Below are 22921 nucleotides of genomic sequence, written 5' to 3'. Positions count from 1 at the left end.
CAGATATTTTATATTAAATTGAGCTTCCAGAGGGATTCGAACCCACGACCCCGAGATTACAAATCACGTGCTCTGGCCAACTGAGCTATGGAAGCATTATTAAAAAAGAATTCAAAAGATCGCTGTTCCCTTTTTGCGAGTGCAAATATAGAACGGATTTTTTGAATTCTCAAATTTTTTAATAACTTTTTTTAACTTTTTTTTCTAAGCCATTTCTTTTTTCTTGATTAATAGCTTTTTAGCAGTATCAACGCATAGGTCTAAACTTTCCTCAAAACTTGCAGAGGTCTTCTTTACTACAATATCGTCTCCCGGAACCGCCAGAATAATCTCGGCAGTTTTGTTTGCTTTATCCGAGTTGTTTTCTACTTTTAAAAATATTTTACACTCCTGAATTTTGTCATAAAAAGTATCCAGTTTGCTTACTTTTTTTTCAATGTGTGATTCTAGTGGTTCGTGTGGAGTTAAACCAATTGATTGTACTGTGATCTTCATAATTCGTCATTTTTTGAGGCTCTTGGATGAGCCCGATTAAACACTTTTTTCAATTGTTCAATATTGGCATTCGTATAGACTTGAGTACTTGCAAGGCTGGAATGTCCTAATATTTTTTTTACTTTAGAGATCTCTGCCCCATTATCCAAAACGTGCGTAGCAAAGCTATGGCGAAGGATGTGAGGACTTCTTTTTTCTTTTGTTGTTATAAGACTAAGGTACTTATTAACGACCACATAAACAAATTTTTCAGTGAGTTTTTTGCCTTTCTTATTGACAAAAAAATACAAATCGTATTCAGACAGTGGTTTCCTTATTTTCAAATAACTTTTAAGCAGATCCGAAAGTTCTCCGGAGATGGGGATGTATCTTTCTTTGTTTCCCTTTCCTATTATTTTCAGTTCGTTTCCGCTAAGGTTTACATTTTCAAAAGTCATACCACAAAGCTCTGCTTTCCTGATTCCCGTCTGATAAAGCACCTCAACGATACATTTATCAAGAATATAGTTAATTTCTTCAAAAACCTGATCATTAAGTGTTTGCATTTCCTCTTTTGATATCGGAATCTGCTTTTCGGGATAAAATTTTAATGAAGAAATACTTTCTGTGGGAGAAATTTTTATTTCACCGATTTTTAAAAGAAAAAGGTAAAAGCTGCGAAGCGAAGACAGTTTCCGGTTGATACTCCGCTTGGAAATATCATTTTCGCTCAGCTCTACGATAAAATTTCTGATAATTTTTTTGTCCGCTTTGGAAATATCTTCCGAAGCTTCTGTCTTCAGGCAGAAATGGGAAAAATCTTCAAGGTCTTTTCTGTAGCTTGTAATGGTGTGAGGAGAATATCTCTTCTCGAACTGTAAATATTCCAGGAATTTGTCCAGCATCATTTAGTATATAAAACAAAAATTCACTCTTCAAATATAAACATTTAAAGAGTGAATTTAGTATGTGTGTAAGAAAATTCTTAAGCCTGTTCTTCTTTGCTAAGATTTCTTTGCTTGTGAGCAGCCTTTAATCTAGCTTGTCTTAAAGTTACAGAAGGCTTGATAAACTGTTGTCTAGCTCTTAACTGACGAACTGTACCCGTTTTATCAAATTTTCTTTTATATTTTTTTAATGCTCTGTCGATAGACTCTCCGTCTTTTACTGGAATTATTAACATATATTACATCTCATTTTGGATTGCAAAAGTAAACATTATTTATGAAACCGCAAAACTTTATTCAATAAAAATCTTTAAAATCATGTAACTTAAATTTTAAAAATAATTTATTAAGAAAAGCATTTAACATTTTATTCGTAATAATTTAAGTGTATTTATAAAAAATTATTCAACAAATTATATGGTTTTGCATTCTTTATTTATTTAGATTTGCAAATTATATTAAACTGCTTAAAACCAAACAGCTATGATCCTATCCCATTACTCCTTTTTTATAAGGATTTTTCTGCTTTCACAGCCTACAGAATCTAAGTTTTGATTTATTTCGAGTAAAACCATATTCCCTTCAACATGCTTAAAAAATTACTCTTTTCTATCGTAATGCTCTTTTCTGTTTTTGTGTTTTCACAGGAAGATTGCGTTTCCGCCATTACCGTCTGCGGAAATTCGGGCATTAATTATACTCCTGTAGGAATCGGCAACACCAATGAAACTCTGGGAGGATGCCTTTCTTACGAGAACCACTCGGTTTGGTATAAATTTACGATTGCCACCAGCGGAACACTTACTTTTGACCTCGCTCCTACCGGACCGGTAGATTATGACTGGGCGATTTACGGACCGAATGTAACCTGCTCCAACAGAGGAACTCCGGTAAGATGTAACGCTTCCGGATATTATACCAATACAGGGATGAACATGACGAATACCAATACCTCATCCGGCGCAGGAAATACAGATCCTTACTGTAAATATATGGATGTCGTGGCGGGTCAGACATACTATTTATACATCGACAACTGGTCTACAACAGTTTACACCTTTAATTTAACATGGGGAGGAACGGCAACTTTTGTATCTCCTTTCACCAATTCCACAATTGCTCCCAATCCTTTTGTGCCGCCGGGAAATCCGGGACCAACGGCAAGTTCTCCGAGAGAAATAAATATTTGCGGAAGTTCTGCAACTTTCAACTTCAGCTCATTATCTACGGGAATATTGAATGGAAATCCTAATTTTTATGTTTCCTATTACAGTACCGCAAACAACGCAGCTACTGGAACGAACCCGATTACAGCACCTATTACTGTCAATACAGGCAATACCTATTATTATAATATAAGTTATCAGGATCCGAATAATCCGAATAATTCTATTAATTCCTGTAAACAAACGAATGCTATTGTTTTTAAAGATAAAAGTGTAACGGCATCTATAACTGCATCCTCCACAAAGTTATGTCCTAACGGAAACGTTACTTTAACATCAAACAATGCAACAGGCAACACATGGTCTACAGGAGCGACAACCCAGTCTATCACTGTAACGACTCCCGGAACTTATACTTTAACGAGCAGCAACGGAATCTGTACAAGTCCACAAGCTTCCGTTACCATCACCCAAGACACAGATCCAAATGCGCAGATCAGCGGAAATCTGACATTGTGTGAAAATACTTCCACGATCCTTACTGCAACTTCGACAGGAACAGGAAACACCTATTCATGGTCTACCGGAGCTACAACTCCTTCAATTACCGTAACTGCTCCCGGAACGTATATAGTAACCGTAAAAACTCCGGCGAACTGTCAATACACAAAATCCGTAACGGTTGTACAGGGTGCGGTTCCTGTTGCTCAAAATGCGACTTTAAACAATTGTTCCAGTACAAGTACAGCAATTTTTAATTTAACAACAGTACAACCCAACATAAGCACGACTTCAGGAGTTACTTTTGATTATTACGTGAATCAGGCAGATGCCATTGCCGGGAATACAAATACTATTGCAACGCCGACCGCTTATACATCGGGAAACACAACCATTTACGTAAGAGTAAAAACGGCAACATGCTCAAAGGTAGTTTCGCTTCAGCTCAATGTAACCCAGCTTGCCTCTCCAACGATTACAAGTTCATCTTTGACGATCTGTTTTGGCGGAAATGTAACGCTTACTTCAAGTGTTCCAACCGGAAATACATGGTCTACCGGAGCAACAACACAATCCATCACGGTTACATCCGGAGGAACTTATTCTTTAACCAACACCAACGGAATATGTACAAGTGCGCCGGTTTCAGTAATATTAACCGCAGAAAGCGATCCGAATCCTCAGATTACGGGAAATTTAATCGTCTGCGGGTCTCCGACAACCTTAACAGCAACGTCTAACGGAACAGGAAATACATATTCATGGTCTACAGGTGCCATAGGAAATTCAATTTCAGTTTCAACGCCGGGAACTTATACGGTGACTGTAAATACTCCTGCCAACTGCCAGTACACAAAATCTGTGACAGTAGTTCAGGGAGCAGTGCCTGTTGTACAAAATTCATCTTTAAGTGTCTGTTCAAATAACAATACCGGAACATTTAATTTAACATCAGCGCAACCTAATATCAGTACAACGACAGGAGTAACATTCAGCTATTATCTGAATCAGGCAGATGCATTGGCCGGAAACAGCAATACGATTGCAAATCCTTCGGCTTATATTTCAGGAAATGCTACGATTTATGTTTTGGTAAAATCAGGCTCGTGTTCGAAAATAGCAGAATTACAATTAATTGTTAATGTAAAACCAATTCCGACAATTACTGCTTCATCGAATGTAATCTGCAACAACAATCCTGTTACCCTTACTTCGGGTTCAGCAACAGGAAACACATGGTCAAATGGTGCAACGACACAGTCGATCAGCGTATCTGCTCCGGGAACTTATACTTTAACCTATAATAACGGAACCTGTACAAGCGATCCTGTTTCCGTTATAATCACTCAGGGAACAGATCCGAATGTTCAGATTTCCGGAAATTTAAATTTCTGCGAAGGCGCTTCAACCGTTTTAACAGCTAGTGCAAACGGAACGGGAAATACTTTTTCATGGTCAAACGGAGCCACAACTGCCACAACCACAGTAAATGCTTCCGGAATTTATACAGTAACGGTAACTACGCCGGACGGCTGTCAATATACAAGATCTGCAACCGTGACAATGGATCCGGCCATCGTCATTAATATTAATCCTCCGGCAGAAATTAACTGTACAAATGCTCAGGTTACTTTAAACGCAACGACTTCTGTTTATCAACCCGGATCTACTTTCTTATGGACCGCTACAGGTGGGGGAAATATTGTTTCCGGAGCCAATACATTAACACCGGTTGTTAATAATTCAGGAACTTATACTTTAACGATTGCAAGCCCGACTTCCAACGGATGTGTAAAACAAGGTTCTGTAACGGTTATTAAAAATATCACACCGCCGATCATCAGTGTTTCGGCACCAAAAATATCAATCTGTAAAGGTGAATCTATTGCTCTTACAGCAATGGGCGCTGCAACATACACATGGACGGGATTAACAGGAAACGGCAACACACAGATTGTTTCCCCGACAACCACCACAACGTACACGGTAACAGGAATCGGAACAAACGGATGTTCTGCGACGACTCCTGCTACAATTACCATCACGGTTGTTCCGGAAATTGTTTCTACACTAAAAAATATTGAGATCTGTAAGGGTGACAAAGGTATTCTGGATGCAGGAAGCGGTCCGAATTACTCTTATTCTTGGAATACCGGAGCAACTTCTCAAACCATCAATGTAGACACATCGGGAACCTATTCGGTAACCATCAGTAACGGAGTCTGTTCTAAAACCTTTACTGCAACGGTAGGATATATTGTAACTCCTCAAATTAAAGAAATCACTTACAAAGATCCATTCTTAACGATTATTGTACAAAATAACGGAAATGTACCTATAGAGTACTCCATAGACGGAGGCGTAACGTGGCAGGCTTCCAACACTTTCCAGGTACTAAAAAACACAAAATATTCGATAAGGGTAAGAAACAGAGGAGCAACCTGCGATACCACGGCAGAATATTATACGTTCTTTATGGCAAACGTAATTACTCCGAACAGTGACGGAAGCAATGATGTGATTGATTTCAGCGAGATCAGCAAATACGGAAATTTTGAAGGGGGCATTTTCGACCGATACGGAAAAGAAGTTTTCCGACCGACCACCAAAACGCCGATCTGGGACGGAAAATACATCGGAAGACCTCTTCCTACGGGAACGTACTGGTATAAATTACAGTGGGAAGATAAAATCATTAAAAAGCCTGTTCAGCTTTCGGGATGGATTTTACTGAAGAACAGGGATTGATGAGGTTAATTTAAGATCTAAATTGAGGCTGAGATTGAGATTGAGATTGAGGAAATGAATTATAGAAGTGTCGGGTTTTTTCCGGCACTTTTTGTTTTTCGAGGGTTATTTTTTTGCTGTCCAGGCTTTTGTTCTTTGCTTAAAAGTTTTTTTTCGTCTATCATTTATACTGCCGGCTTCCACCTTAGCCCTGATTGTAGAGAAAATCCCGGAATGGAGCGGCGGAGCGAAGCGGAGCCGCGCAATGAGGAATTGCAACGGAAAGCAGGATAAAGCTTCAAATAAAATACATAAAACCCATTATTAAAATGACTGAAAGAATATGAACTGAATTTGAATAAAAGTGTTATCTTTGCATTCACTTTATTCATGGGGTTGACTGGTTTCGACAGCAAGGTCAATGGGTAAGTAAGCATGCAGAGAACCGTAGCGCGATCTCTATAATCCCTTGCTACAAAATTTTAACTGGCAACGAAGAGTTCGCTCTTGCAGCTTAATATCGAAGTATAGTAGATCAAGCGTTTCCCCGAAGATTTTAGTAAGGGAGCAAGATATTCCACAAATGCTCTGTTCTGCGGCGTTTGATTCTGGGATATAGGAATGCGGAAATAAGGCTTTAGACGCTTCGGCTAAAGCTCGAAAACCTCAGAAGATAAGCTGGAAGTTGGGTGTCTGCTCTCTGCTTCCCGTCGAAAACCAATAGCAGAACAAGCATGTAGAAAGCTTATGTATTGCTTGTTTGGACGAGGGTTCGAATCCCTCCAACTCCACCAGGTGGGAAACCAAAGAAATCCAAAAGCCTTTAAATCGTAGTGTTTAAGGGCTTTTTTGTTTTTTGAGTTATCAAAATATACCAAAGAAATACAAATCGAACGTGAGTCATTCGGTGAGTCGTCTTTAGGTAGCATTTTGACTCACCGAATTCTCATTAAACAGCTTATTTATCAGCCTGTTCATTGATTGAACATCTTGTAGGTTTTAAGGTTCAGCAATATTATTAACCTTTAAAATTAAAATATTATGCAAACCTACAGCTTACTGTTTTATGCCAAAAAGGCAAAGAACAACCCTGAATTATCTACAATTTACATGAGAATCACTGTTGCCGGAAGTCGAACGGAGATATCAACAGGACAAACGGTAAAAACCTCACAATGGAGTATAAAATCAGGAAAGGTTTCTGGTAATAGTCCCAATGCTAAACAATTAAACTCATTATTGGAACGCTTCAGAACAAAATTATTTGAATGCTACAATAATTTGTTTAATGAAGGTAAAGAAATCACCTGCGAAAATCTACGGAATAAATATCTTGGAATTGAAGAAAGAAAAGTTACTCTTATTGAAGCTTTTAAAGATCATAACTCAAAGATAAAGGAACTTATAGGTAGAGAATTTTCTAAGGGAACATGGAAAAGGTATGAAACATCATTACGACATACCCAAGCATTTTTGAAATGGAAATATATTATCAGTGATATCGATGTCCGTCATATTAATCCCGGATTTGTTGCAGATTATGAATTTTACCTGCGTACTGTTAGAAACTGTTCCAATAATTCTGCTGTAAAGTATATTAGAAATTTTCAAAAAATAATCAATATCTGTCTCAACAATGAATGGATGAGCAAAAATCCCTTTATAGGTTATAAATCTAAAATAGAAAGCATAGATGTCAGATTTTTAACTGATGTGCAGCTACAGAAAATCCGTGAGAAGAATTTCAATTCTGACAGATTAAGAATTGTCCGCGATATTTTCGTATTCTGCTGTTATACAGGTCTAGCCTACATTGATGTCAAGAATCTTACGAGAGATAAAATAACAAAGGGAATTGATGGAGGATTATGGATAAAAACTAAAAGGGTCAAAACAAAGATCGAAGCCAGTATACCCCTGTTACCAGAAGCACAGAAAATTTTAAGCAGATATGAAAATCATCCAAAAAGTGTAAATGAAAATACTGTTTTACCGGTACTAAGCAATCAAAAGATGAATGGATATTTAAAAGAGATTGGAGACTTATGTGAAATTGATTTTGATATTACTTTTCACACGGCAAGACATACATTTGCAACTACGGTTACTCTCAATAATGGTGTACCTTTAGAGACCGTAAGTAAAATGCTTGGACATGCTAACATTAGAATGACACAGCATTATGCTAAAATACAAGACAAAAAAATTGGAGAGGATATGTCTGTATTAAAAAAAATATTAATAAAAGGTAAAAAAAGAAGTGTGTTAGAGATGTAAACCATCTCCCCCTCTTCCTCCAGTTGTTATAAAAATTGCTTTTAAATAGGAAGGCAACTACTGCACGAAGAGTGTATGTTAAAAAATTAGGGATTGGATATTATAATCTGATCCTTTTTCAAAATAAACATAAATGGTTTCAGGACAACTCCACAGGCTTTTGATAGATGGCTGTCAATTACAATAGAAAATGCTAAAATCTATGACTTATGCTAAAAACAATACTTACTGCGAATCCAGCAGTCGGTTAGGAGACATTCTCTATTGTTTTTAGCATCATTTATAGAAATAAAAAACTTTTGAAATTAATTCTATATAAATTAAATTTGTCTGAATTATTCTTCAACTATGAGTAAAACATTTAATTTATACTGTGACGAAAGCTGCCATCTAGAAAATGATCACAAAAGATATATGTTTTTAGGTTCCATAAGTACTGCTTATAACCAAATAAAGTTCCATAATGAGAACATTAAAGAAATAAAAGCAAGGCATTATTTTTATGGAGAGATAAAATGGTCGAATGTCTCAAAGTCACAATTCCATTTTTATATGGATCTTGTAGATTATTTTTTTAACACAGACTTAAGGTTTAGGTGTGTAGGAGTTGAAAAATCCCAAATAAATAATGATGTATTTCATCAGTCATATGACGATTTTTATTATAAAATGTATTATTATTTACTAAATCATAATATTAATAGCTTGTATTCCTACAATGTTTATTTAGATATTAAAGATACATTAAGTGCTTTTAAAGTTAATAAGCTAAAAAAAATTTTAAATACTAAATATGGAGTTTTTAGGAATGTACAAAATATTCGTTCGCATGAAAGTTTACTAATGCAGATGACCGATTTTATTATGGGAGCAATTTCTTATCATAATAATGATAACGAAAAAAAGAATATCTCGAAAATAAAGATTATTGAAAAGATAATAAGTCATTCGGGAGATAACTTAATAAAGACAAATTATTCAGATAAGTTTAATTTATTTTTTATAGACTTAAAAAAATAGTTATGCCTATAAATCTACTAAAAGAATATAATAATCTGTTAGAGTTAGGTGCATTCAATGTGCGACAAAGAACTGAATCATTAAAAAGAATTTTTGATAGAGATTTTGTTGATTGTGATCCTATAATTTTTAATAATAAAAAAGTTACTCCTACACCTGTGAATGGAGTAATTACAATGGAAACTCTTTTCTCTCATTTAACTACGGTAATGGAAGATAAAAAATTGCGAAATAGAGTTTTTGATAATCACAGAGCTGTAAGATTACATTGGATTAAATTCCACCTTCTATTAAAAAAACAAAATAATGTTCTTACCTTTTCTGTCCAAGAACCAGAGGGTGTTAGAACCTATATTTATGATGTAGAGGAAAAATATGTTGTCATATTAGAGCCTTTAAGAAATGGTATTGAATATTATTTACTAACGGCTTATAAACTATCAGGGAAGGATGCTGAAAGGAATAAAATTCTGTCAAAGTATAATAAAAGAAGATTAGATCAAATAGTATAAAGCAAAAAACGCATAGCATCTTGGCTTTGCGTTTTTCGATTTCCTTCTTTCGAATGAAAGATGAACTTATACTGCAAAGATAATCAAATAAATGAATTCGTTGCAATATGAAATACTAATTTGAAAAATCATTTTGAGAAATTCCTCACAAATACAGTACTGAATGTTGTTATTGATTTTTTCTATAGCAAATGTATTCGTTTGAAGCGACAAAACTCGTCGTATTAAAAGATATATTGAAAAATTAAGTTAGTTATTCTTCAATTGGGAAAACTTGTCTTACAAATTTTAAGAGATCTTCAATAGTTGTAAACTCTTTTTCTACAGGAATCTGTCCAGTGAAATATTCTATTTTTAATTTTTCATCAACATCTTTAATAAAGAAAACAGAATTTAAATTGCCTTCTATATAGGAGTAAAGACATTCTTTGTTATCAATAATTCTTACATTGGAATTATAACCTAAAGCTTCTAAATCTTCGAGTAATTGATTAATACTCATAATTAGTCTTCTATTGGAAAAACCTGTCTTACAAACTTGAGCACTTCTTCAATGGTTTTAAATTCTTTTTCAACAGGAACTTGTCCAGTGAAATAGTTTACATTCATTTTATCACCATTTTTCTCTATTCTAAATATTGAATCTAGCTTGAAATTTCCATTTTCTGGAATGCCAACTGTTAATGAATTAATAAGATTATGAAACTGAGTAGCATAACCTAATTCTTCTAGTTTTTCTGAAATCTCTTTATAGTCCATAATTAATTTATTTTACTTTATATTTATTTGCCCCTGCTTTTACCCAAGAATAGACAAAATCATCTAGATTTACAATAGCCTCTACACCATTTCCTTTACCTATTCCTTCAATAGGCCATGGATCTCTAATGTAAACTTTATTCTCAATAATTTTATCTACAATAACAGCGTGCTTTTGACCATTTAATGGATGAATAGATGCTAGCCAGCTTCCTTCTTTGGAAATGTCTTTTAAAATATCTGGCATTGCTTCATCTGTATTTCTAAAATAAGAGAGAGCTTCAATATTCTTACCTTTGAAAACATCCTCTAAAGCCAAAACCATTCCTAAATCAGTTGTTCCTAATTCTTCCGTAGTACCTGCTAGTTTTCGTATTGCAGATTCAGTCATTTCAATACCATTATCTTTAGCCAACTGTCTTATACAAGCTGCTGCACAAGACATATTATGCTCCTGAGCAACCATGTTTCTGGAAAGGACTTCAAGATACTTTAAAATTCCACCTGTTCCAGTTCCTATTCTAGGTTTCAGAATTTTATTCCAGAAAGCATTAACCTCTTTAAAATCTCCTTTGAATATAGGTTTTTCCTTCCATTTCAGTAGATAACCATCTGCTTTAGCCAGAATCTCAATACCTAATTTCTTAAAACCTATTCTGGCATTAGCAAGAATATAGTAGATGCTTTGAGCTTTCTTCCCCTTTAATACAATTTCTTCAATTTCCTCTGCTGTCATTACTAAATCCTCTGCCTTAGCACCATTCTTTGCACCTTGTAGTAATTCCTCAACAAACCTAATGAAGCCTTTAAATCCTTTAGCACAAGCTTTCCCAAATCTAATAATAAATCTTGAAAGAAAAGCTAGTAAATCTGTAATTCCCAGTGTTGCTACAGAAACAGTTTCCCTTGCCAGAACCTTTAGTAAACTTGCAGCTTTCTGGACATAAGTAGCTCCTTTTACAACATTCCCTGCACCTTCTGTAAAGATTAAAAGCAGAATATTAATTAGTAGCTCAAAGGCAAAAACACCGACATAAAAAGCCACAGTATAGCGAGAAATATCACTAAAATACTCCTTCATCTTATCCAGTATTCCTTCCATATCAGACTTTGAAATACTTCCACTGGCTTTGAATAGGTCTTTAACTCCTTGCAGGAACTTAGGGACATTCTCTGTTACCCAGTCTATTATATCCTCTGCTTTTTCCATTAAATCTCTTCTTTCAAGATACTGCTGATAAGAAAAAGTAGTTGTAGGCTGTAAAAGGAATTCTAAAATGTAAAGTAAGCATTGGATAAGACTGATAAGCCCACTGTTAACACCGCAATAGAAGGCATTAGCTAATTTAAGAACCTCTACCCCCTGTTTAGCCATTTCACTAAGATCATCTGTTACATTGGTGAGAAAAGATTTAATATCATTAATAACCCCGGTAATTTTATTGATCAGCTTTTTAAATGCATCAGGAAGATGGTCTACAGAAGCATCTTTAACCTTACTAGCTGCCTGTTTTACCATTGACCACACCTTTGAAAAAGCAACTTCAGCTCCCTGAACAAAAGGATTGTCACCTAAGTTTTCAAAGAACTGTGCAGCTTTATTCATATTAACAGGGACCGCAACACCTCCTATAATAGGAATTAGTGGAGAATAATCTTTAGCTTCAGGATTGTAATTTTTCTCTGTAGGCTTAAAAGCTTCTAACTTTTCAGCACACCATCCAATGGCATCAGCAGGAATAGATGAGATATTTCCTATAATCTCTTCAAATCTTCTGTCACCTGTATAAAACTGATACTCCCTCATTAAAGCCTGATGAACAAGAGTTGCATCAATCTTATCTTTCTCAAAAGTATAAGCCAGTTGGGCTAAATAAGCAGCTTCATCTTCCATAGAAGTGATATTCCTGAAGAACTGACCATTTATATTGGAAGGTATTGGCTCTGGAAATTTTTTGAACAATTGCACAAAATAATCTCCCATTTTGGCAATATAGAAGTCACCAGAGAAGTTTGATTTCTTAGGATTAGGCTTCTCATAGAACAGAAATAAAGCCTGTTTCTTTCTTGCATTGGTCTGATAGCTTCCATATACCTGTGAACCCGTTTCGCAAGGTAATACTTCTGAATAATATTCATATCCCTTTTCTCCTTTCTCATTTACCCCTGTTGAAGCAAATACAGATACAGGATTATCTGTCAGATAAGAATAACCTAAAGGTGTATTTCTGTAATCATGGAACGGGCTTCTGTAATCAGGAGAATTATCTTTGTTGATAATAGTATCTCCCAAAGCACTCTTATCTCCTACAAATCCCTTGTTTAAATCTTCTATGGAAATGACCTTAAACTCAGAGAGATCATCACTCCACTCATCATCAAATAGTTTCTTCATAAGCTGTGTTTTAGCAATTAATATTTTGTTTTAATGTTTCTAAAGCAAAGCTAATCCTCACCCACGCCAGAACTTGACGTGTTATATTTTCTTTATAAAAATTCATCCAAAATAAAATTGAGATAAAAATAACTATGTCTTACTTTCTGCTAAGCTCAATCCGTCTAAAAACTTAATTTCTCGGAAAAGATGAGAGAAGGAATCTCTAAATATTTTCCATTATCTTTTTCTTACTACAGTCGATACATTTTCCAAATTCATGTTTTCTCCTGGTAATGGTATTACATCAACAGAATTTTTGAACTCCAGATTATCTATAGAATCCAATTTCCCTGAAATCTTATATAAAGTCCAATTTTCATCTGCCCTTTCTTTTACATAATTTATAAGCTCATTCATTTTGAGCTGCTTTGCTTTTTCCTCTGCATATTGAGATATTAAATTTGCTTTTATTTCAGGAAGCTCTTCTAGCTTTTTATCCAGTTCTGCAATTTTATCTTCAGTGATTTTAGTTTGCTGTTCAATTTCTGTAACATTCACCCCTTTTTCAGCTAAATTCTGTATTGCTTTTTGAACTTCCTCTTTTGCAAGATCAATCGTTTTCTCATAAGATGGAAGCTGATTTTCCCAATATTCTGAGTCCTCTCCTTCTTCTTTTGAATACCCTAAAATCCTGTTATAACTATACTCTGCTTTGGTCACGCCCTCCTGAACTTTGATAAAATCCTCGTACTTCCTTAATACAAAGGCACTATCCGCAAGATGTTTATTTTTCTCACTTTCAATCCGTTTTTTCATCAGTTCAATTTCAATATTAGCCCTTGTTTCCGGGTTGGTGATAATGGCTGTTTTTAATTCTTGGGTACTGATGTCAGAAATATCCAAAACATCAGCTCCTTTTTTCATGGCTTCTAAATATCTTGCTTGTTTAGCCTGCAATTTTTGAAGCATAAAAACATCGATGCTGTCATTGGTCAGCATAAAATTGACACGGACATTTTCATTCCTGTTCCCCTGTCTCCATATTCGTCCTTCCACCTGTCGCAAAGAAGTGAAATTATAGGGTAAAGAGAGTATATATAGATCGGTTGTATTTTCCTGAAGGTTCATTCCTTCCTGAATGGCTTCGCTGCCAATGATGATCTTAATCTTTCCGGAATTAAAGTCATTTTGAATGGAAATTCTTTGATTTTTGCTTGTAGCTCCTGTAATGATTCCTACTTCTTCGGGTTTATAGCCCACTTCATTAATGAGGTATTCTTTTAGTTTGGGAAATTCCTTCACAGCCAACTCAGAATAAATAATCTGTCCGGAATCCGGAATGTCTTTTTTATTCTGACGAATTAAATCCATTGTCTGTTTCAGTTTCGGAGAATCTTCAACAAAAAATTTATAAGAAGGTTCCAGTCCTGTGTAATATGGCGACAGGTAGGGAGAAATCGCAATTAATCTTGCATTAAGAATATGCGTTAAAATGGCTCCTTTTTGAACTTCATCAAAATTTTCATTGAGTAGGTCATATTGCGCTTTGGTGAGAATATTCTGCTCAATTTTATATTCTTTATTAATTTTATTAGGACGAATAAGCTCCGGATTATCCTCTTCTCCTTTTATGTCAATAAATTCTGAGAGAAGCTGCTGAAAAAGAGAATTATTCTTGAACCTTCGTACATTGGCTTTAAATTTCACGTCACCTTTGGCATCAATCTCCATATCATTATCCGCCTCCATAAAGGTTTCAAAGAAAGTATTGACATTGAAATAGCCTGATTCCTCCAAACGTTTATTTGCTATCAAAGATAAAATCGAATAATACTCCAAAGGTTTGTTGGTAAAAGGCGTTGCTGAAAGTAAAGTCACATTCCTCCCATCACATTTATCTTGGATATATTGGCAAGCCATCCAGGTATTGATTCCTAATTTGGAAGTCTGCTGATTCTGGCCTCTAAAATCGGAAGCAAATCTCCGATCTTCTATTTTCACTTTTCCAACAATATGATTAGCGTTATGAACTTCGTCGTAAGTCAAATGGTCAAAGCCAAAATCTTCCCAATCATAGATTTTACCACGCTTCATTTTGCCTTCGATTTCTTTTTCTTTCTGAAGTTCGATTTGGAGGTCTCTCTCTGTGTTGGTCACACTTTTCAACTCACTTTCAGAGATATAATTGAACTTAGATGCAAGTTCCTGGGTTATTCCTGGCGCAAACCCAATATTGTTAAAACCTTCGTAGGTAACAATGGTAATTTCTTCGTCCTTGTTATCAAATTTTGAGAGATCATAATCTTTGCCGAGATTCCCCAAAACATTGACTTTTGCATTGGGAATTGTTTCAAATATTGTTTCTACCCACTGTTTCAAAATACTGTCGTTGGGAACTACGATGAGTGGTCTTGTTGCATTTCCCCTCTCCATTGCTTCGTGCATAGAAAGGATTCCTGATAAAGTTTTCCCAAAACCCACTTCGTGCGCTAATAGCCCTACTCCTTTTGTGGTCTGTCTCCCAATTCCTGCCTTCTGAACCTCGGACAACTTTAAGGGTTTGCCTTTGAAATTTTGATAAATTCTGGAAAACAACGGAAATTTGGAATAGTCGGGAACGTGGATATTATTATAATTACGGTTAAAATCTTTTACAAATCGATTTCTTAATTCATCGGATAATTCTTCACGAACAAATTTGTGAAAGAGATCATTGGCAGCAGCTTTTCGTCTTTCACGGACTAAAGCATTTCTTTCTTTATCGCTTCCCGTGACTGTTTCATTATCCACAAAAGTTTTGACTTCCCACGACGACGATCCTGCAAAGGCTTCGCTAGGCAAATCGGACACAAAATCTTTAAATTTTTCTGCAAGATTGTAATTTTCTATCACGGGTTCAGAACTTCTTGTCGCTGAATTGTAACGAAGTTTCTCAACGGTACCCAAACCAAATTTATGTACAAATTCGTGGTTAGGACTAATGAATATTTCATCAAGAGATTTTGCTTTTGGCAAAACATTTTCTAATAATGCTTTTTGCTTTTCATACTGATCTACCGTTCCCCCAATTGCATTTTTATCAATAAAATCCCGCTCCAATTGCTCTAATTTTGCGTAGATATTGCCTTCCTTGTAGTAAAAGTCGTGGACCCAATTTCCATCGATATAATTGGCAAACTGGTAGTGTTTACCACGATTGTTTAAAGTTCCATCATAAGAAGTATCCCTAAATGCTTCAATTTGTTCTTTGGTAATCTCCGAACTGTTTTGCAAAGATGTGTTTACAATTACATCTTGTTTTAAGAATTGATATTTTAAAATACTTTTCTTTATTTCCGGTTTTGTTTGGATTTTGTATTCGTTGTCCAACTTAGTATTATGGATGGAAATAATACGGTCACTTTTTTCAATAAGTTCTTTTAATTTTTCCTCTGAAAATGATGCTGGCTTTGTGATTAAATCTTCGCGAAGTTTTTCATACTTGCTAATTTCATTAGTAATTGTGGGAGATTTAAACTTGATGTTATTGAGTTTAGAAAGTACCAATTCAATTTTTTCTTGAGTTTCTGTTAAATTCAGCTCGTTTTTTTCCTCTGCAATAATTTCTTTTTCTGGTGAAGCCTTTGTAATAGGGTTCGGCTCAGTATTTTCTAAAAACAGATCTTCAAAAAGATTTCCAATTCTCTCGGTCTCTTTCTTATTTTTAATTTGTTCAATCTTGAAGAGAGCTTCATCTAAATTTCCGTGGACATAATTTTCCAAACGTCCGAAACGATTGATTTTTTCACGGTTTTCTCCAAGAACTTTCGAAGGATGAGTTTCAAAATAACTGGAAATATCAACAGAGATGTTTTGCTCCTTTTTTCTTAGAATGATAATATCTGTTCCGATTTGCGTTCCGGCAAATGCACCGTTTGGTAAACGGAATGCTTCCAAAAGATTTGCATTTTGCAAATTCTTTTGTCGGTTCAACCAACCTGATGGAAGTACCATTGCCAAAACTCCGTTGGGTTTTAAAGAATCTAAAGATCGCTTTACGAAATAATCTTCATATTTTGAAATTTTTGGTTCTTCTCCTAATCCTTTGTAAAGTCCCCGATGCTCGCCGTAAGGCGGATTTCCGATGATCAAATCGTATTGTTGAGAAAATTCTTTTTTATTTCCTTTTTCATCAATAAATTCGGTTTCAAAAGAGCGAAGATTAATATCTGCTTCGGGATGCAGAATTTTGGCAATTTTCGCAGTGGTTTCATTGATTTCAAAACCTGTAATTTTAGAATTTACCGATAATTCGTGAGTGATGTACAGAAAATTTCCGGTTCCGACGCTGGGTTCTAAAACGGATATTTCTTTTTGATTTTTGAAATGGTCTTTGATTAAATTGCAGACTGTATCAACAATTTTTGAATCGGTGTAATATTCATCTAAAATTCCTCGTCCTTCTTTTGCGGTTCCGCCGCTTCGGAATTGGTTGCAAATCTCTTTTAAATCATCAGTGATGGTAAGGTTATCTTTTAGAACAATTTTGTTATCGCCAGATACAAAACAAGTTACAGAAATAACTTCTGCAACCTGTTCATTGGTCAGTTTTTGACCTTTATATTTTTCGATAAGCGTTTCTAACTCATCATTTTGAGTAGAATTTTCATTTACCTCGGAAACTCGTCCTCCAGATTCTCTTCTATCGGATACAATTCTCCCGGATACGATTCCGCCCAAGGAATGTTCTCTTCCTTCATTTTTTTCATCATCATTCTGTTGTGTGCCGTCATTGGGTCTTCCTCCTCGGTCTCGGTTTCCCAAATTGCTCCGCTTTGTGCCTGCAAGTCCATTTCCAGCATTGATGCCGCCCACTGCTTGTCCTCCCAGGTGATTTCCGTTTTGCTCGGATTGGCTGCTTTGGAGAGGCTTTCCAGAATTTCGTTCAGAAAGTTCGGATCCCACGTGCTGAGTGTTGGGAATTCCGTTTCGTTTAATAGTAAGGTTTGCATCTTCTGAATTTTTTGGTTCGACTAAAATAGTATTTTTATTTTGAAGACCTAGTTTGTTTTTTAAATATTCGCTTAGGTTTTGATTCCTGTTTTCAGAAATTTCATATAAAGGACGAACGTCTTTGATGTTTTTACCATTAAATTCTGTAAGAATTTTAAGCGTTACCATATTTCCCGTTCTATCTCCGGTAAGACAAAGAAATATTTTGCCATCATAATTCTGGTATCTATTGAGGAACTTTTTGGCATTTGAACCGGAATTAAGGGTAATAAGTGTTCTATTATTGATTTGCTTATTCAATTGAAGAAGCTCCAAGAATGAAGACGTATCCTTACTGTCTGCGAAAACAATAAGTTCCTTTTTATTTCCTTCAACTACAGAAATGTCATCAATTATCTCATTGAAAAATTCTTGATCGTTCACTTTTTTCTGTTTTTTATGAAGTGGTTAAATTCAAAAATTTCTTTGGCTTCATTGTCCCAGTTTTTTCTTGATATTAATTGAAGCGTTACGAATATATCCGTCTTTTTATTGTAAGAATCAATTCTTTCGAGTCTTCCGTGATAGTCATTTTCGGCGTGCTTATAAATAGAATATGGAAAAATAGTATCCGTTGGGTAAATATAAAATCGAGTGTACATCCAGGGTGAATTGATTTCAAATCGTTTGTATTTTTTCTTAAACAAAACGGTATCACTCAGATTTTTTCGATTTTGATAATTGGGGATTTTTTCCTGAGAAAATAGTGTTCCTCCTTTTTTGTTTTCAACTAAAATCGGCTTTTGGTTTTTTATGAGATCGGAAAGAATGATTTTGCCCGGATTTTCATTTTCAATAGTATAGCATAATGAATCTTTAATGAAATAAATTTGTTGGGTTATTTCGGGAGCATCAACATCCGGAATACGCTCTATAATGGAATCTCCTGAATAATTAAGGCTTGACAAATGAAAACTTTGGATGTTGTTCAGATTTTTGGAAGCATCGAAATATACATTGGAAACCACATCGATTCCGCCTTTTTTGGATTTGATTTCTTTGTGGCAGGAATTGCTTACAAAAAGAAAAAAAAGACTGGGTAGTATTAAAAGTTTTTTCATAAAAATAGAGTTTAAAAAAGCGGTAGCCTAAATAATTTGGGTTACCGCTAGGAAATAAATGAATGATTATATGTCTTATCTATCGCTTAATACTCTGCTCTTTTACATTGTTTTTTTCGTGCTTGTTATCTTGTTCCAAACCTTCTAAAGGCTTATTGGTATTGATCCTGTTCATATCAGAATCGTAGAGATTCAAATTTTTGTATTGAGGATTCAGCACCGCTTTGCCTTCTATCACTTTATCCTCCAATTCAAATTTGACTTTGACAATATTTCCTTTTTCAAGAGATTTGATGGTATTTTCTTTGTATTCCGGCTTATCGAAGATCAGGTTGGATTTTTCTACGATATTACCAGTATCCACACCGTAATTTTTGTAAAAATTCTGGAAATTATAATTTCCTTTTTCAGTTTTTGGCTCACTGAAATTGAATTTGACAAATGCAGGCTCCATCTGTTCGGTTTTGGGATTTTGAAATTCTATTTTCACGGCACGGCCTTCCAAAAGATTGACTGCCTCTTTAGCGGTAAATGTATTTTCCCTGTTTACCGGAAAATTATGAGAAATTTCTTCGCCCTTTTCATTGGTTAATTTTGCGTTGTACGAATTGAGAAAAACGCCTCCGCTTTCGGTTTTGTTGAATTTTAATATAAAATCTACCTTGTTTTCTAGCAGTGCTTTGTCGGAAGTCGTTTGAATTTCAAATTGTTGTTTGACAGATTTAATTCCTTTCTCCAGATCTTTGTGAAGCTTTTCTCCCTCTCCGAAGCCGAGGTATTTTAACTGGTCTTTTAGGTATTGAACCTGATCGAATTCTTTTTGTGTTTCCATAATGTTTGGATTTTGATTGTTAATATTATTTTTAAAAAATGTAATGTTTGCGGCTAGGGAATTAGCGAGGTTTTTTATTTGGTTAATAGATAGATCCCCATTTTTTTTCTCTAAATTAGTTTTAGCATCATTGACATATTGTGTAGATATATCAATATCTTGCCTTATTTTAGGTTCATATGCTATGGCAATATCTTTTTCGAAAATTGGAAAGTATCTGGTATTTTCGTAGATATACTTATTGACTATGTCCTGAGTAGTGTAATCAAAGTTTTGCAGATAAAGAGGATTTTGTAAAGCTTCTTTTGCAAGTCCATCAATTCTTGCATTACTGAATTCTACATCTTTATTCAATAAATAGCCAGTTTCCCCACTTGGATAGAAGTATGAAATTCTCCCATCGTCTTTGAGTTGCAACATTTGATCTAAGTCATCGTACTTATCTAAAAAAGTAACCTCCTTCCCTGAAATTAAGTTTTCCATTTGATTATCTGATAAGAAACTTCCATTTAGGAAGTCAGGAATCATTAATTTTTGCTGATCTCTTGGTTTATTCTTAATTTCACTGATATTGAGATGAAATTCTTCACGTGGAGATTCTATATATGCTTTACTTTTCTCTGTATTAACTAGATTTCTTTCCGTAGTAGAAACACCACGTTTTTCGGGTATAATATTTTGGATTTCTTTAAGAAAATATTTTTCTAACTCGTATACCAAATATTTAAATTCATGAGCTTCAAGTTCTTCCAATACAGGTAATTTATCGATCGCAATATTATTTTCAGCGAGAACTTTTTCTAGTGACGCAATTTTATCAATATACTCAGGCTCTTTCTTAGTTTTATAATTTTCCAGAGCTCTTTCATAATCACTCTCACCTTGATCGTAACTACCGTCGTAATAATCTTGTCTTTCTGGAAGCATTGGGGGAAAAGTTTGTAAGTAGTTAAATATTGCATTTTTCACTTCTTCTCTCATATTAGAGACTTCTATTGCCGCTTTTAAAACTTCTAACCCATCAGGATTAGAAAAATTCCAAGTCGGTTCTTCATTTATTTCGTAATGATTTTGTAATTTATCAGCCAATGCTTTAATTCCTATTTCCTCAAAAGGAGTAACATCTATCCCTAACATTTTAGCTTCACGCTCATAATTGCGGTAATGAAAAGCCTGACGTTCGTCAATTTGTGTACTGGTTAATCCGGAGCTTAAATCAGTTTTTGTTTCCAGTTCCTGAGCCCAGAAATCAGAAAGTACTTTATGCTTCGTTGCTTCGCTGTCAATAATTGTTTCAGTAAATTTCATTGCATTATGTAGAATCAACACTTTATTGTTTAGCTGCTGCTTTTCAATGAATCTGACTAATTCAGAGGGATTATTAAATTTATCCTCAATAGGAAAATCCTGATTTGAATTAAAAAATGTTTTCAATGTAAAATTTGAACCTTGAATAAATTCTTTTCCCTTAGATTGATAAATTGCCATAAACTTTTTCTCTCTATCGGTAAACTTCCGCTCTCCGTCCCTAAAAAAATGTTCAGGTGACATACTTTCCATTTCTTTTACAAAATTTTTATAGGCTCCGGTTCTTGGAGTAATATTCCTATCCATCCAGGTTAGTTCATTTTCCATTTTTTCAGGTTCTTAATTACCTTCTAAATCCTCTTGACTTTTGTATCTCCTCGTCCTGCTCTTGGCTTTCCTCCTCTTTAATGCGATTAGCATCCTGATAGACATCAGGGTCGTTCACATTCAATTGAATATCTGATTTCTCCTGTTTTTGAGAATGATTTTGCTTTTCGAAAATTCTATCAACCGTACCTATTTCTTTAGAAACGATGTTCAAATCATTGGTAATTTCTTTTGCCATTTCGGGGAATTGGTCAATTTTATCTTGCAGGAAAGATTTTAGTTTTAGAAGTTCCGTTTTGTAACGATTGAGCTCCTCTGCATTTTTTGTATCAGCGATAATTGCGGTGAGTTCTCTTGCATTTTTAATGAAATCAAATTCAACTACTTTACCCGTTTCTTTATCAAAAACAAAGGCTTTTTTCTCAAGCGCCGGAAGCTCCGGTGGCAATTTATTTGAAGGGTTCCATACATCGGTGTATTGAATGTTGTTTTTACTGTTTTCGAGGATTTCAGAAATACTTTTGTCTCTTTCTAAAAAGATGACTTTCAGATTAGTATTATTATCAGTAAGCTGAAAAGTCGCCCTGTTTTTGTCGTGATCTGCAACGATGGTATATCCTTGTAAAAATTTCTGAATATCCTCTGTATTTAGCTTTTTAGAGAAAGAATTATCTTCATTAATAATTCCGTATTTCTTTAATTCGTCTGTGGGTAAAGTGTTAGTATTCATAATGGTTTGCTATTAAATTGTTTACTTTTATGAGGTCGTTTAAAAAATGAGAAGGATTGATGCTTTGTCCGAATTCTTTTACCGAAAAATGCAAATGTGGTCCCGTAGAGTTTCCGGTATTCCCACTTTTCCCAATGATAAAGCCGGCTTTTACTTGTTCTCCGGCTCGATAATATATTTCTGAGAGATGTAGGTACGAGGTTTCGAAACGGTCAAAATGTTTTACTTTTATAAAATTTCCACCGCCTTTAGAATCCCATCCGGCCGAAGTAATGACTCCATCCATTACAGAATACACATTTTCATAACCGGCTTTTAGGTCGATGCCATTGTGCATTTTTTTTGTTCTGAAAATAGGATGTGTTCTTGTTCCATAAGAAGATGTAACTGTAATTTTGTTTTTAAGGGGCATTACAATTTTTGAAAAAGATGCTGTTGGTTCTTTTACAAAATCATAAGTAGCCAATGAGTTTAGTTTTGTTGATGATTGCTTTTTCTCTTCCAGTTTACGCTGCGTTAGCAGGAGCAAAGAATCTTTCAATTTTTCAAACTCATTTTTTCTTACCTTTTTTACACTGCTATATTCTTTAATTAAAGTTTTCAAGGAATCTATTTGACTCGTTAACCACTTCGTCGAACCTTCGGTTTCATTTTTTAAATCCGATTTTGTGGTGATATTTAAAACTTGTTTCCAAAATTTCTTATCCTTTTTTTGTTTTAAAGACTCTTCGATATTCGATTTCTCAGATGCTTTTGGATTTTCAGATTTTTTCGGTACTGTTGGTGTAATAGTGTTGAATTGCGCAAATGATAAGTAACTGAAAAATAGTATCATCAAGGTCAATGTGTATTTTAGTTTTAGTTTTTTCATT

At 34.8% G+C, this 22921-nt stretch carries 15 protein-coding genes, 1 tRNA gene and 1 other RNA gene; 5 read left to right on the top strand and 12 right to left on the bottom strand.

Annotation, left to right across the window (positions count from 1 at the left end; all coding sequences use genetic code 11):
* Nucleotides 1–21 precede the first annotated feature (21 nt).
* The 4 genes from DD829_RS18355 to rpsU all read right to left on the bottom strand — a co-directional run bounded on the left by DD829_RS18355 (nt 22) and on the right by rpsU (nt 1657).
* Nucleotides 22–95, bottom strand: a tRNA-Thr gene (locus DD829_RS18355).
* A gap of 109 nt (nt 96–204) precedes the next feature.
* Nucleotides 205–495 (bottom strand): HPF/RaiA family ribosome-associated protein, encoded by a 291-nt coding sequence (locus DD829_RS18350; RefSeq protein ID WP_076390695.1) that lies wholly within the window; start codon nt 493–495, stop codon nt 205–207.
* The gene (locus DD829_RS18345; RefSeq protein ID WP_108410734.1) at nt 492–1379 is read right to left on the bottom strand and encodes a tyrosine-type recombinase/integrase; all 888 of its coding nucleotides are present in this window, start codon (nt 1377–1379) and stop codon (nt 492–494) included. Before DD829_RS18345 ends, DD829_RS18350 begins: the two co-directional genes overlap by 4 nt.
* 80 nt (nt 1380–1459) lie before the next feature.
* Nucleotides 1460–1657 (bottom strand): 30S ribosomal protein S21, encoded by a 198-nt coding sequence (rpsU, locus tag DD829_RS18340; RefSeq protein ID WP_062697349.1) that lies wholly within the window; start codon nt 1655–1657, stop codon nt 1460–1462.
* 351 nt (nt 1658–2008) lie between these two features.
* Between rpsU and DD829_RS18335 the strand changes: the two genes are divergently transcribed.
* From DD829_RS18335 to DD829_RS18315, 5 genes are all read left to right on the top strand, one after another.
* Nucleotides 2009–5836, top strand: coding sequence for a T9SS type B sorting domain-containing protein (locus DD829_RS18335; RefSeq protein WP_116548017.1), 3828 nt, complete (start codon nt 2009–2011; stop codon nt 5834–5836).
* A gap of 371 nt (nt 5837–6207) precedes the next feature.
* Nucleotides 6208–6609, top strand: a transfer-messenger RNA (tmRNA) gene (gene ssrA, locus DD829_RS18330).
* 247 nt (nt 6610–6856) lie between these two features.
* A complete protein-coding gene (locus tag DD829_RS18325; RefSeq protein ID WP_108411451.1) occupies nt 6857–8092 on the top strand; it encodes a site-specific integrase in 1236 nt (411 codons plus the stop codon).
* A 348-nt stretch (nt 8093–8440) separates the two neighbouring features.
* Nucleotides 8441–9112: a DUF3800 domain-containing protein gene (locus tag DD829_RS18320; protein WP_116548016.1), complete on the top strand. Its 672-nt coding sequence runs from the start codon at nt 8441–8443 to the stop codon at nt 9110–9112.
* A gap of 2 nt (nt 9113–9114) precedes the next feature.
* The gene (locus tag DD829_RS18315; RefSeq protein WP_116548015.1) at nt 9115–9624 is read left to right on the top strand and encodes a hypothetical protein; all 510 of its coding nucleotides are present in this window, start codon (nt 9115–9117) and stop codon (nt 9622–9624) included.
* Between the two features lie 253 nt (nt 9625–9877).
* Here the strand turns inward: DD829_RS18315 and DD829_RS18310 are convergent, their stop codons facing one another.
* The 8 genes from DD829_RS18310 to DD829_RS18275 all read right to left on the bottom strand — a co-directional run bounded on the left by DD829_RS18310 (nt 9878) and on the right by DD829_RS18275 (nt 22920).
* Nucleotides 9878–10126 carry a hypothetical protein gene (locus DD829_RS18310; protein ID WP_108408577.1) on the bottom strand — a complete coding sequence of 83 codons (249 nt, stop codon included), beginning with the start codon at nt 10124–10126 and terminating at the stop codon, nt 9878–9880.
* Between the two features lie 2 nt (nt 10127–10128).
* Nucleotides 10129–10383 (bottom strand): hypothetical protein, encoded by a 255-nt coding sequence (locus tag DD829_RS18305; protein ID WP_108408578.1) that lies wholly within the window; start codon nt 10381–10383, stop codon nt 10129–10131.
* 7 nt (nt 10384–10390) lie between these two features.
* Nucleotides 10391–12778 (bottom strand): cysteine peptidase family C39 domain-containing protein, encoded by a 2388-nt coding sequence (locus tag DD829_RS18300; RefSeq protein ID WP_108408579.1) that lies wholly within the window; start codon nt 12776–12778, stop codon nt 10391–10393.
* 219 nt (nt 12779–12997) lie between these two features.
* A complete protein-coding gene (locus tag DD829_RS18295; RefSeq protein WP_108408580.1) occupies nt 12998–18175 on the bottom strand; it encodes an Eco57I restriction-modification methylase domain-containing protein in 5178 nt (1725 codons plus the stop codon).
* Nucleotides 18172–18852, bottom strand: coding sequence for a hypothetical protein (locus DD829_RS18290; protein ID WP_108408581.1), 681 nt, complete (start codon nt 18850–18852; stop codon nt 18172–18174). The genes DD829_RS18295 and DD829_RS18290 overlap by 4 nt, the downstream gene beginning before the upstream one ends.
* A 79-nt stretch (nt 18853–18931) precedes the next feature.
* A complete protein-coding gene (locus DD829_RS24225; RefSeq protein WP_228408241.1) occupies nt 18932–21319 on the bottom strand; it encodes a hypothetical protein in 2388 nt (795 codons plus the stop codon).
* A 16-nt stretch (nt 21320–21335) separates the two neighbouring features.
* Nucleotides 21336–22049, bottom strand: coding sequence for a hypothetical protein (locus DD829_RS18280; RefSeq protein WP_108408582.1), 714 nt, complete (start codon nt 22047–22049; stop codon nt 21336–21338).
* Nucleotides 22039–22920: a M23 family metallopeptidase gene (locus tag DD829_RS18275; protein WP_108408602.1), complete on the bottom strand. Its 882-nt coding sequence runs from the start codon at nt 22918–22920 to the stop codon at nt 22039–22041. The genes DD829_RS18280 and DD829_RS18275 overlap by 11 nt, the downstream gene beginning before the upstream one ends.
* Nucleotide 22921: the final 1 nt, after the last annotated feature.

Source organism: Chryseobacterium sp. HMWF035 (assembly GCF_003094695.1).
Lineage (GTDB): Bacteria > Bacteroidota > Bacteroidia > Flavobacteriales > Weeksellaceae > Chryseobacterium > Chryseobacterium gambrini.
This window is presented reverse-complemented; position numbering and strand designations above follow the sequence as displayed.